Origin of the sequence: Leeia sp. (assembly GCF_041909055.1) — a bacterium.
GTDB classification, from domain to species: Bacteria; Pseudomonadota; Gammaproteobacteria; order Burkholderiales; family Leeiaceae; genus Leeia; species Leeia aquatica.
The window spans coordinates 783,587-795,444 of the sequence record NZ_JAYREC010000001.1 but is presented as its reverse complement, the minus strand read 5'-3'; the positions used below and the strand labels follow the sequence as shown (position 1 = coordinate 795,444).

At 59.3% G+C, this 11,858-nt stretch carries 11 protein-coding genes; 4 read left to right on the top strand and 7 right to left on the bottom strand.

Annotated features, from left to right (window positions below; genetic code table 11):
* Positions 1 to 3: 3 nt before the first annotated feature.
* The 5 genes from pilQ to ACE3O2_RS04430 are packed head-to-tail and all read right to left on the bottom strand — an operon-like array spanning position 4 to position 4,857.
* On the bottom strand, positions 4 to 2,046 hold the full coding sequence (pilQ, locus tag ACE3O2_RS04450; RefSeq protein ID WP_374335082.1) for a type IV pilus secretin PilQ: 2,043 nt from the start codon (positions 2,044 to 2,046) through the stop codon (positions 4 to 6).
* Positions 2,047 to 2,054: 8 nt separating this feature from the next.
* The gene (locus ACE3O2_RS04445; protein WP_374335079.1) at positions 2,055 to 2,573 is read right to left on the bottom strand and encodes a pilus assembly protein PilP; all 519 of its coding nucleotides are present in this window, start codon (positions 2,571 to 2,573) and stop codon (positions 2,055 to 2,057) included.
* Positions 2,570 to 3,199, bottom strand: a complete 630-nt coding sequence (locus ACE3O2_RS04440; protein WP_168876630.1) for a type 4a pilus biogenesis protein PilO — start codon at positions 3,197 to 3,199, stop codon at positions 2,570 to 2,572. The genes ACE3O2_RS04445 and ACE3O2_RS04440 overlap by 4 nt, the downstream gene beginning before the upstream one ends.
* Before the next feature lie 3 nt (positions 3,200 to 3,202).
* A complete protein-coding gene (locus ACE3O2_RS04435; protein WP_168876629.1) occupies positions 3,203 to 3,778 on the bottom strand; it encodes a PilN domain-containing protein in 576 nt (191 codons plus the stop codon).
* Positions 3,775 to 4,857 (bottom strand): pilus assembly protein PilM, encoded by a 1,083-nt coding sequence (locus tag ACE3O2_RS04430; protein ID WP_240947082.1) that lies wholly within the window; start codon positions 4,855 to 4,857, stop codon positions 3,775 to 3,777. Before ACE3O2_RS04430 ends, ACE3O2_RS04435 begins: the two co-directional genes overlap by 4 nt.
* A 177-nt stretch (positions 4,858 to 5,034) precedes the next feature.
* Between ACE3O2_RS04430 and ACE3O2_RS04425 the strand changes: the two genes are divergently transcribed.
* Positions 5,035 to 7,380 carry a penicillin-binding protein 1A gene (locus tag ACE3O2_RS04425; RefSeq protein ID WP_374335075.1) on the top strand — a complete coding sequence of 782 codons (2,346 nt, stop codon included), beginning with the start codon at positions 5,035 to 5,037 and terminating at the stop codon, positions 7,378 to 7,380.
* 73 nt (positions 7,381 to 7,453) lie between these two features.
* Positions 7,454 to 8,041, top strand: coding sequence for a hypothetical protein (locus ACE3O2_RS04420; protein ID WP_374335073.1), 588 nt, complete (start codon positions 7,454 to 7,456; stop codon positions 8,039 to 8,041).
* A 5-nt stretch (positions 8,042 to 8,046) separates the two neighbouring features.
* On the opposite strand, the gene hemB is transcribed toward ACE3O2_RS04420, so the two are convergent.
* Positions 8,047 to 9,054, bottom strand: coding sequence for a porphobilinogen synthase (hemB, locus tag ACE3O2_RS04415; RefSeq protein WP_374335071.1), 1,008 nt, complete (start codon positions 9,052 to 9,054; stop codon positions 8,047 to 8,049).
* Positions 9,055 to 9,205: 151 nt separating this feature from the next.
* On the opposite strand from hemB, the gene ACE3O2_RS04410 reads away from it, so the two are divergent.
* Complete coding sequence (locus tag ACE3O2_RS04410) at positions 9,206 to 10,408, top strand: class I SAM-dependent RNA methyltransferase (protein WP_374335069.1); 1,203 nt, start codon at positions 9,206 to 9,208, stop codon at positions 10,406 to 10,408.
* Positions 10,389 to 11,234: a sulfurtransferase gene (locus tag ACE3O2_RS04405; RefSeq protein WP_374335067.1), complete on the top strand. Its 846-nt coding sequence runs from the start codon at positions 10,389 to 10,391 to the stop codon at positions 11,232 to 11,234. The genes ACE3O2_RS04410 and ACE3O2_RS04405 overlap by 20 nt, the downstream gene beginning before the upstream one ends.
* A 43-nt stretch (positions 11,235 to 11,277) precedes the next feature.
* Here the strand turns inward: ACE3O2_RS04405 and ACE3O2_RS04400 are convergent, their stop codons facing one another.
* The gene (locus ACE3O2_RS04400) at positions 11,278 to 11,799 is read right to left on the bottom strand and encodes a hypothetical protein (RefSeq protein WP_374335065.1); all 522 of its coding nucleotides are present in this window, start codon (positions 11,797 to 11,799) and stop codon (positions 11,278 to 11,280) included.
* Positions 11,800 to 11,858: the final 59 nt, after the last annotated feature.

The window sequence follows — 11,858 nt, the reverse complement described above, 5'->3', positions numbered from 1 at the left end:
TGCTTAGCGTACCGCCAGACGATCATCCAGAATACGCGGGGTGACGAAAATCATCAGCTCACGCTTTTCTACCCGATCTGTCTTGTTCTTGAAGAACCAGCCCAAGAGAGGGATGTCACCCAACAGCGGGGTCTTTTCAAGATCAACATGGGTTTCTTCTTCAAACACGCCGCCGATTACCGTGGTTTCACCGTTGGCAACCGTAACATTGGTATTGACTTCACGCTTGTTGATGGCTGGGCCAGCAATCGTCGTTTCACCCTTGGCGTCCTTGGTCACTTTCAGTTTCATGGCGACCCGGCTATCCGGCGTGATTTGCGGAGTGACTTCCAGCTGCAGCACGGCTTCCTTGAAGGAAATGGTACACGTGGTGTTGCCGTTTGAAATGGTACACGCACTGTACGGAATCTCCACACCCTGCTTGATGGTGGCTTGTTGTTGATCACTGGTGACCAGACGTGGGCTGGATACCACTCGACCACGCTTGTCCAGTTCCAGTGCCAACAGTTCCAGACCCAAAATTGCACCGGTAGGATTGTGCGTCAGGCGCAAGCCGAATGATCCGTCCAGCGCGGTCGAGAGGGCGGGCGTTACACTGCCTGCGATGGCAGTGCCTCGGGCACTGGTGCTGGTCGAGCCGAAGAATGATTTGGTCTGGTTGAAGGTCAGTCGTCCGCCCAGCTGGCGGCCGAAGCTTTCCTCGGCAATCACCACCCGTGCCTCAATCATGACTTGCTTGGAGGACACGTCGATCTTGCGCAGCAAATCACGAATCTCGTCCAGCTTGGTCGGAATGTCGCTGACAAACAACTGGTTGGTGCGCTCATCAACGATGACACTGCCACGCTTGGTCAGGAAGCGGTTCTTCTCATCCTTGAGGAAGTCGAATACCACCTTGGCTTTCTGATAGTTCAGCTGGAAGGTTTCGGTGCGGGTGGCTTCCAGGTCGGCGATGTTCTGCTCGTTTTCCAGCGCCAGCTTTTCTTTGGTCGCCAACTCTTCACGCGGGGCCACCAGGATCACATTACCTTTACGGCGGGAGTCCAGCCCCTTGGCTTGCAGCACGATGTCAAAGGCCTGGTCCCACGGCACGTCCTTCAGGCGCAGGGTCAGGTTACCGGTGACGGTATCGCTGGTGATGATGTTGAGGCCGGTGAAGTCTGCCAGTACGGCGATCACAGACCGCACTTCCACGTTCTGGAAGTTCAGCGACAGTTTTTCGCCCGTATAGGTTTTGGCTTGATTGAGACGGTTCGGGTCACGTACCTGTTCCTTGACTTCGATCACCAGCTGCCCATCGGTCTGGTACGCCGAGTATTCCCACAGGCCCTTGGGCTCAATCACCAGCTGAGTCGATTCACCCTTGCCTTTGGCGTCGATGAATTGCACCGGCGTGCCAAAGTCGGTCACGTCCATGCGGCGTTGCAGGTTGATCGGCAGTGTCGCCTTGCTGATGTCCACCAGCAGCAGCTTGCCTTGCTGGCGAATGTCGATGCCGGCATTGCCGTTATTGAGATCAATCACCACACGACCTTCACCCTGGCGGCCTTTGCGGAATTCGATATCACGAATGGAGTCGCGGCTTGCAGCGGGCTTGCTGGTCGCAAACTGTGTGTTGGATGTGCCGGCATTGGCACCGGTCATCACCGTACCCAGCTTGACCCAGACTTCATTGCCTTGGGTGCTGACTTCGTAGGGTGCCGTTTGCAGCAGGCTGACCACCAGACGGGTACGGCCATTGGCTTCTACCACATTGACTGCACGCAGGTTACCCTGGTTGGCCGAGATGTTGGGCGAGCTCAGATGACTGCTGACATTGGGGAAATCCAGCGCTATGCGTGGGGGCGTGGCAACCGTAAAGCCAGTCGGGGTGACGGCAGGGCCGCTCATTTTGACCTTGATCAAGGCCTGGTCGCCCGGCAGTGCCGAAACATCGACACTTTCAATACTGTTGGCCGCCCAGGCCGAGGCACTCAGCAAGACGCTTGCCAACAGCCCTGATACCCAGCGGACCGCTTTGCAGTCGGACAGCGTGACGGTCTTCATAATTATGGTTACTCCTGCTCAGATAGTTTGAGGCTGGCGCTGCGCTCTGACCAGTCGCCACTGCTGTCTTCGATCATTTCCTTGATCTCGACGCTGCTATCGGTAATGGCCGTGATCACGCCGAAATTGCGTCCGATGTGATTGCTGACCTTGACCCGGAAGATTTCCCCGGTGGATACCTTGACCAAGGCGATGCGACCTTCTGCCTTGTTGTTCAGCGTGCCCACCATCGTGATCTTGTCGAGATCAAACTCTTCCAGGGGTTCCTTTTTCCAGTTGGCCGGGGTGCCGTTGCCAGCCCCTTTCTTGGCCTGGATCTTGGCGCTGGAGAAGGGCTCCAGCTGGTCCTGAGCCTGATAGTCAAACGGGACATAGGGTTTGAGTTCGGGCACGGGTTCAATCCGGGCACGATAATCCTTGGACTCGTTGGCCATCCAGTCGTCAATGTCTTTGAAGTCACTTTTGCCGCAGGCACTCAGCAATACGCTGCCGAGCAAGAGGCTGACTAGGGTCAGTGGGCGCTTCATGGTTTGTTCGCCCCCTTGTTCTGGTTGTTGCGCATGGCTTCCAGCTCATTGTCATCCAGATAGCGGAAGGTCTTGGCAACCGTCTGGATACTGATGTTGCCATCGGCGGCTGCGGTCATCTGAATGTTGTTCAGGTTGACGATACGGGGCAGCTTGGCGATGTCGTTGGCAAAGCGGGCAAAGCTGTGGTAATTACCCTTCATGCTCAGGTTGATGGGCAGTTCTGCCATTTCATTGGTTTTGGTTTCAGCTTGCGGCTTGAACTCGACAAAGACCAAACCTTGACCCACGCCAGCCTGGTTGATGTCGGTCAGCAAGGCGTCCATTTCAGAGCGTTTCGGCAGCTGCTTCAGCAGCTCGCTCAGCGACTGGCGGATTTCCTTCAGCTGCAGCTTGTAAGCATCCAGGTTAACGGCCTTTTGCTTCAGTTCCTTGTATTTTTCCTGCAGTTGGGTTTCCTCTGCAGCCTTGTTGTCGTGGTTGGTGATTTCTTCTTCCCAGAACAGGAAGTAGGCGGCCACGTTGATCAGGATAACGATCAGCAACAGGATGCCCAGCCGTGCCGGCCATGGCCATGTGCCAATCTCGTTGATGTTCAGGTTGCGATATTCGTCTAGGGAGGCCATGACTTAACCCTTGGGTGCAGCGGAAGCGGCCGCATCAGCCGGTGCGCCGCGCTTGATCTGAATCTGCATGCTGAACGTGCTCGGCTTGCCAGCATCGCCCCCGGTGATCTGGATCAGGGTCGGATTGGCCAGCATGCTGGAGCTCTGGATGTTCTGCATGAACGTTGCGATCCGCGCATTGGAAATGGTGTTGCCGGTCAGGTCCACCGTGGTGTCGGTCTGCTTGATACTGGTCAGCATGATGCCTTCCGGGGTCAGCTTGGCCAGTGAATCGAGCAGCTGCACCACTTCCGAGCGGCTGACCTGGAGGTCCTCAACCACTTTCTTGCGGCTGAGCAGGGTTTCCCGCTCTTCCTTCAGCTTGTCAATTTCTACTATCTGCTTGGACAGCTTGTCATTTTCCTGGCGATAGTAGCCATTGCGCGCCTCTTGGTAGGTGACCTGATCCACCAGGTATTGGTAGACGGCAAAAGCACCGCCCAAGGCAGCGAGCAGGGTAAAGGCCGTCAAAATGTAGAACTGACGGGTCTGGGCGGCCTTGCGCAGCTCGCGGTGAGGTAACAGGTTTAATCTAATCATGGCTCAAACTTGCGAAGGGCGAGACCGCAGGCGATCAGCAGTGACGGGGCGTCCTGTAGCAACTGCTTCGGCTTGATCCGGCTGGGTGGAGACATGCCAAGAAAGGGGTTGGCAATCAAGGTACTGACCTGGGTGCGGTTGGCCACCACTTCATCCAGCCCAGGAATGCTGCTGCAGCCACCGCCGAGCAGAATGTAGTCCACATGGCTGTACTGGGTGGAGGCAAAGAAGAACTGCAAGGAACGCATCACTTCCTGTGCCAGTGTCTCCATGAAGGGCTTGAGCACCTCCGGTTCATAGTTCTCTGGCAGCCCGCCATTGCGTTTGGCAGTTTCTGCTTCATCCTGGCTCAGATTAAAGCGGCGCTGGATGTCTTGCGTCAGCTGGTTGCCACCGAACGCCTGCTCGCGCAGGAAGATCTGCTGTCCGTTGCGCACCACCATGATGTGCATCATGGTCGCGCCGATGTCAGCGATGGCAATGGTCTGGTCGCGGCCCTCACCGGGCAGTTGCTTCTGGATCAGCTCGAACGCCGCCTGGGTGGCGTAAGACTCCACATCCATTACCAGTGTTTTCAGACCGGCCTCACCCGCAGCGGCGACCCGGTCTTCCACCTTTTCCTTTTTGGATGCGGCGATCAGCACCTCAACCTCGTCGGCCGTAGCAGGGGACGGACCAATGATCTGAAAATCCAGATTCACCTCTTCCAGGGCAAACGGGATATACTGGTTTGCCTCGGATTCGACTTGTAGTTCGAGGTCCCGCTCGCTTTGACCTGCGGGTACCGTGATCTTTTTGGTGATGACTGCGGCAGCAGGCAGGGCCAGCGCGACGTTCTTGGTGCGTGCGCCCAGCTTGCGCCAAGCGCGCTTGATGGCGTCTGCCACGGCCTCATGGTTGGCGATATTGCCGTCTGCAACCGCGTCTTTGGGTAGGGGTTCGATGGCATACCGCTCGATGTTGAGGGTTTTGCCCGCTTTGCTCAGCTCGACCATCTTGACGGCGTGCGAGCTGATATCGACCCCAACCAGCGGTGGCGCTTTCGGCTTCAGAAAGTCCATGTTAAAGCTGGATTTCAAGGCAAATTCCTTTGAACATTAAGCAGGTTACATGCATTATGTGTGAAACTACATGAAATGCTAGCAGCGTAAAGCTGTCAAGTAAAGCAATCATGCTTTTATCATGAATGCTCGCATATTGTCGCGTTTTCGCCTACAGTAGCCCTCGTTTAACTATAGACCCTCTACAAAACAGACATGAACTTGAGACCGTCACGCAAGTGGATTACCTATCCGTTGTTGTTCATGGTAAGCCTTGGCCTGATCGGGATTGCCATCCTGGCCATCGCCGTCATGATCGTGTATCCCCGCTTGCCCGATGTCAAAGTGCTGCAGGATTACCGACCCGCCATTCCGCTGCGGGTCTATACCGCAGACGGTGTACAGATTGGGGAGTTCGGCCAGGAGCGGCGAGACTTCCTCAAGATTGCTGATGTGCCGGAGAAGATGAAGCAGGCCTTGATGGCGGCGGAAGACGAGCGCTTCTATCAGCATGGGGGCGTGGACTACATCAGTGTCGCCCGTGCGCTGCTCTCCAATTTTACCAAAGGCAAGACGGTTTCCGGTGCCAGTACCATCACCCAGCAAGTGGCTAAAAATTTCTTCCTGACGCCCGAGCAGACCATGGAGCGCAAGTTCAAGGAAGCCTTGCTGGCGTTCAAGATTGAGCAGAATTTCAGCAAGGACCAGATCCTTGAGCTGTACATGAATCAGATCAATCTGGGTCAGCGTGCCTATGGCTTTGGCGCGGCCGCCAAGATCTACTACGGCAAACCCATCAATGAGTTGAGCATTGCCCAGTATGCCATGCTGGCCGGCTTGCCCAAGGCACCCAGCAAGTTCAATCCGGTGGTCAACCCGGAGCGGGCCAAAACCCGCCAGTTGTATGTGCTGCGCCGCATGCATGAGCTGGGTTTCATTACAGATGCGGAATGGTTAGCTGCTCAAGTCGAAGAGCTGCACGTGTTGAAGTCACAGGCCGACTTTACGGTGCGCGGGGAGTACGTGGCCGAAATGGTGCGCCAGTTTATGGTGGACCAGTATAAGGATGCGGCCTATACCCAAGGCTACAAGGTGTATACCACCATTCTGGCCGATCACCAGGAGACGGCGCATCTGGCCGTACGGCATGGCATGCTGGATTTTGACAAGCGCCATGGCTACCGTGGTGCCGAGTCTTACATAGACATCAGCAATTATGCCGAGGGCCCAGTCGAGCAGCGCGAGGATTACCTCGACCAGATGTTGCAGGAAGTGAAGGACAGTGGCGATATTTACCCGGCCGTGGTACTGGAAGCCAGCCCGAAAAAGGTGGTGGCCTATCGCAAGGGGGGGGAAACCCTGGAGCTGACTGGTGCGGGTCTGCAGTTTGCCCAGCGCATGATTGGTCCCAAGGCCAACGAAGCGGTGCGGATTCGCCCGGGTGCGGTGATCCGTGTGTTCCAGAACAGTAAGGGTCTGTGGGAGATTTCACAACTGCCGCAGATCGAGTCCGCCTTCGTGTCGATGGACCCGAATACGGGGGCGATGAAGGCGCTGGTGGGCGGCTTTGACTTCAACCGCAACAACTTCAACCATGCCACGCAAGCCTGGCGGCAGCCGGGCTCCAGCTTCAAGCCCATCATCTATTCTGCGGCGCTGGAAAAGGGGTTTACGGCATCCACCATTATCAATGATGCCCCGCTGGTGATTGAGCAAGGCGGGCAGCGCTGGGAGCCGAAAAACTCGGATGGCCGCTTCTCCGGGCCAATGAGTCTGCGGCAGGCACTGACCAAGTCCAAGAACCTGGTATCGATCCGTATCCTGCAGGCGATTACGCCGCAATATGCACAGGAGTACATGCAGAAGTTCGGCTTCACGCCAGACAAACACCCCCCTTACCTCACCATGGCGCTGGGAGCGGGGTCTGTGACGCCGTACCAGATGTCAGCGGCTTACAGTGTGTTTGCCAACGGTGGCTACAAGGTGCAGTCCTATTTTATTGAGCGCATTGAAGACCCGAAGGGCAAAGTGGTGTTCCAGAGCAAGCCCTATGTGGTGGGGCAGAATGCGCCGGAGGCCATCGACCCGCGCAACGCCTTCATCATGACCAGTGTGATGGGCGACGTGGTGCGTTACGGTACCGCAGCGCGTGCCATGTCGCTAGGCCGGAAAGACCTTGCGGGCAAGACCGGTACCACCAACGACGTGATGGATGCCTGGTTTGCCGGCTTCTCGCAGCGCAATCTGGTGGGCGTGGTCTGGGTCGGCTATGACCAGCCCAAGCCACTGGGTGGCTCGGAAACCGGTGGTCACGCCGCTTTGCCGATCTGGATGACTTATATGGGCAAAGTACTGAAGGGTATTCCTGAGCGGCCCCTGCCGATGCCAAAGGGCGTGGTCAAGCAAGGCAGTGAATACTATTACGCCGAGCGGACCTCTACCGCGCCGGGACTGGGGCTGGATAACAGTTCCTCGGCGCGCCCCGCCAGCGGTGAGGGCGGCGGTGACGGCGGTGAAGAGGCGGGCACCAATGTGGAGACGGTGCGCGACCTGCTATTCTAAGGGCAGGTGACGTCACTGGATTGTCACACGGGTTTGCTAGCGTAAGTTCGGGCTAGGGGTGAAGGAGGTCGACATGCGTTCACGTTCAACCCGTAACCGGCATGCCCAATGGCAGATTGCAGACCGGGCTGCCCGCCTGCTGGCGGAAGGCAGCGAGCAGGAGCTGGCAGTGGCCTGCCGCAAGGCGGCCTTGCAACTGGGCAACCATGATCCTTCCAGCTGGCCGGATCAGGCCTTGCTGGAGCAGGCGCTGTCACAGTACCGTGCGCTGTTCGACGACGAGCACCCGCAACGCCTGCAGGAGCTACGGCAGGCAGCGCTGGCCATGATGGGACAACTGCAGGGCTTGTCCCCGCTGCTGTCGGGGGAGGTGCTCAGCGGGGTGGCGGGTGAGCATGCCTGCATTGAATTGCTGGCAGAGGCGGAAGACGAAAAACGGGCCGCCATTCTGCTCACCAACCTGGGCTTGCCTTTTGAATGGAGGCAAGGCGGGCGCTTCCTGTCGCTGGCGTTTGAAGCTTATGGTCAGCAATTTCACCTGACCCTGCTACCGCGCGGAGAGTGGCTCAAGGCGTCGCAGCGGCGTAATGAGCATGGGCAGCGATTGACGGCGTCCAGCAGCCAGCTTGCCGCGCTGCTCGAGGAAGTCAGCGCGGCCTGAGGTGATCAGGCAGTTTCCTGCAACCAGCTGGCGACCTGCGGGGCGAAATATGTCAGGATGCCATCGGCCCCGGCGCGTTTGAAGGCCAGCAGGCTTTCCAGTACGCAGGCTCGTTCGTCGAGCCAGCCTTGCTGGGCTGCGGCCTTCAGCATCGCATACTCACCGCTGACCTGATACACAAAGGTCGGCACCTTGAATTCGGTTTTGACCCGCTGCACCACATCCAGATACGGCATGCCGGGCTTGACCATCACCATGTCGGCACCCTCCTGCAAGTCCAGCGCCACTTCATGCAGCGCCTCGTCACCATTGGCCGGGTCCATCTGGTAAGTGTACTTGTTGCCTTTGCCCAGATTGCCTGCCGAACCCACCGCATCGCGGAAGGGGCCGTAGAAGCTGGAGGCGTACTTGGCCGAGTAGGCCATGATCTGCACCAGCTCAAAACCGGCGGCATCCAGCGCCTGACGGATGCTGCCGATGCGGCCATCCATCATGTCGGAGGGGGCCACCACGTCAGCCCCGGCTTGTGCCAGGCAAACTGATTGCTGGCACAGGATGTCGACCGTGACTTCATTGAGCACATAGCCCTGGTCGTCGATGACCCCGTCCTGGCCGTGGCTGGTGTAGGGGTCCAGCGCGATGTCCACGATCACGCCCAGCTCCGGGTAATGCTGCTTCAGCGCCCGTACCGCCCGTGCCGCCAGACCGTCCGGATTGCAGGCTTCTTCTGCCTGCAGGGATTTCAGGCTGCTGCCCACCACCGGGAACAAGGCCAGCGCCGGAATGCCCAGTGCCACGCAGCGTCCGGCTTCCTTCAGCAGGTGGTCCAGTGTCATGCGCGCCACGCCCGGCATGGAGGCAACGGGCTCGATCTTGTCCTCGCCGTCAATCACGAATACCGGGTAGATCAGGTCTTTGACGGTTAGCTGATGCTCACGCACCAGATCACGGGAAAAAGCATGACGGCGCAGGCGGCGCAGACGGGTCAGTGGGAAGGAGCGATTGGTATGCATGCAGGTTTCCATCGGCAGAGGGATCAGGGCAAGCGGAGCGGGGCTGTGGTAAGCTGCGCCATCCGCTGTACAGTGGCCCGCGGTACGCGCGGGCCAGTGCTATTGTAAACGAACACGTCACCGCAAGTGGCCCCAGGCAGGAGCAGTTTTGATGACCATGCATGATTTTTTTGCGACCAGTCCTCGCGGGCTGGAGGCTTTGCTGGCTGAGGAGCTGACAGCACTGGGCGGTGAGCAGGTCAAGGCGGTAGCAGGGGGCGTGCATTTCAAGGGCGACTGGTTGTGCGCGGCGCGTGCCAACCGATGCAGCCGTCTGGCCAGCCGCATTCTGTGGCGCCTGCGGCAGACCCCTTACCGCACCGAGCAGGACGTCTACCGTGCAGCCCAGGCGCTGCCGTGGGGGCAGTGGTTTGACCCGTCACAGACCATCAAGGTCAGCGTGTCGGCACAAAAGTGCCCGCTACCCAGTCTGGACTTCCTGACCCTGCGCATCAAGGACGCCATTTGCGATCATTTCCGCGAGCGTACCGGCAGCCGCCCCAGCGTCAATACCGAAGCACCCGATCAGCGCATCTATGCGTTTCTGGATGCACGGGTACTGACCCTGTATCTGGACACCAGCGGTGAGCCGCTGTTCAAGCGGGGCTTGCGTCAGGTGCAGGGCGAAGCGCCGCTGCGCGAGAATCTGGCGGCAGGCATGCTGATGCTCAGCGGCTGGCAAACGCATACCGAGGATGGCCTGTGCCAGCCGCTGCTGGACCCAATGTGCGGTAGCGGCACCATCCTGATGGAAGCGGCGCAGATGGCCCTGGGCATCGATGCGGGCTCCGGGCGGCGGTTTGCCTTTGAGCGCAATCGCAGCTTTCCGCAGGCGGAGTGGCAAGCCTGGTTGGCCGAACGAGAGCAGCAGGCACCGGTTCGCCGCCGTTTGCCGATTTTTGGCAGCGACAAATACGGCGATGTGCTGAAACGGGCGCAGGCCAATATTGAAGCCGCTGGCTTGGGCGATGTGATCGAGCTCAAACAGTGTGACCTGCTGGATTGCCGGCCACCGGCCAGCGAGGGTGTGATCGTCAGTAACCCGCCCTACGGCGTGCGGCTGGGGGAGCTGGAAGCGCTGAAAGCGTGGTACCCGCAGCTGGGACACTGGCTCAAGCAGCACTTCAGCGGCTGGCGCGCATACCTGCTGAGTGCCGATCCGGAGCTGGCCAAAACCATCCGCTTGTCGGCCAGCAAGCGTACGGTCCTGTTCAATGGCGCGCTGGAATGCCGCCTGCTGGAATTCAAGATGGTGGCGGGCAGCAATCGCCGACCGGACCCACAAGGAGCACCTCATGTACCAGACGCTGATTGACGCGGCCAGCCTGCAGGCACTGCAAGGCCAGGTGTGCCTGCTCGATTGCAGCCATCAACTGACCGACCTGAGCTGGGGGCGTGGCCAGTACGCGGCAGGGCATTTGCCGGGGGCGCAGTTTGCCAGCCTGGAGGATGACCTGTCCGCAGCCAAGACCGGGCGCAATGGGCGGCACCCCTTGCCGGAGCGTGCCCACTTTGCTGAGACCGTAGCGCGCTGGGGCATTACTCCGCAGACGCAGGTGGTGGCGTATGACTCGGCGGGTGGCATGTACGCGGCGCGGCTATGGTGGATGCTGCGCTGGCTCGGGCATCAGGCGGTGGCGGTGCTGGATGGCGGTGTGGCCGCCTGGCAGGCTGCGGGTGGGGCATTGACCACCGAGCTGCCACAGGTGGTTCCTGCGGCGCCCTATCCGATGCAACCGGCGGACGAGCCGGTGCGGGTAGAGGCCGTGCTGACTAACCTGCAGCACCCCACCTTTGTGGTGCTGGACGCACGGGCGCCAGGCCGTTTTGCCGGGGAGGGGGAGACCATGGACCCGGTTGGCGGCCATATTCCCGGGGCACGTAATTTCTTTTTCCAGAACAACCTGCAGGCCGATGGACGTTTCAAACCGGCGGATGTGCTGCGCCAGCAGTTTGAGCAGGTACTGGCGGGTGTGGCCCCCGGCGAGCTGGTGCACCAGTGTGGCTCCGGTGTGACCGCTTGCCATAATCTGCTGGCGATGAGCCATGCCGGGCTAACGGGCAGTCGCCTGTATGCTGGCTCGTGGAGTGAATGGTGCAGCGACGCATCACGGCCGGTGGCAACCGGCACAGAAGCGTGAGCTGACTGCCGCTTGTATGGGGCTGGCGAGGCCAGCCTGTGGCTTAGCCGTTCAGCTTCTCACGGGCCACATTGAGTGCCTTCAGGGTGGCGGCGGTCATGTTGGTACCGGCAAAATGGCTTACCTGGCGGGTGGCTTTGGACAGCGAGTCAAAGGCGCAGCCGCCAATCTCTACGGCGGAGCGCATGGCTTCTACGGCAGGGGCGGGCGAGCCCGGCGGGGTGGGGAGCTGGTCCAGCAGGGCTGCGCTGCAGGTGGCAACCCATTTTTCACTGAGCTGCAACCATTCGGTTTGCGTACGCATATTGCTCAGGTAGATATTGCGTGCCGCAGTCATGCCCAGCTCCAGCTGATGGGAGAGCCGCTGCTGTTGCTGGCGTAATTGCTGCTCGGGGCCACCGGCCGGCAGCAAAGGCTGCGCCTGCCAGTCCTCCAGCAGGGCACGGCAGCCATCCAGCTGCGCTTGTAGCGCATCTTCCATCCCGCACAGCCAAGCGTGGCTGGCTTGTTGGGCCAGATCATTACAGCTTTGCAGACAGGCGTGCAAATCAGCCAATGTAACCATTTGGTGCATTTCCTTCGTGGCGACGCCCTACTTTAGGGCAGTTGCGCGAAGTCTATGCC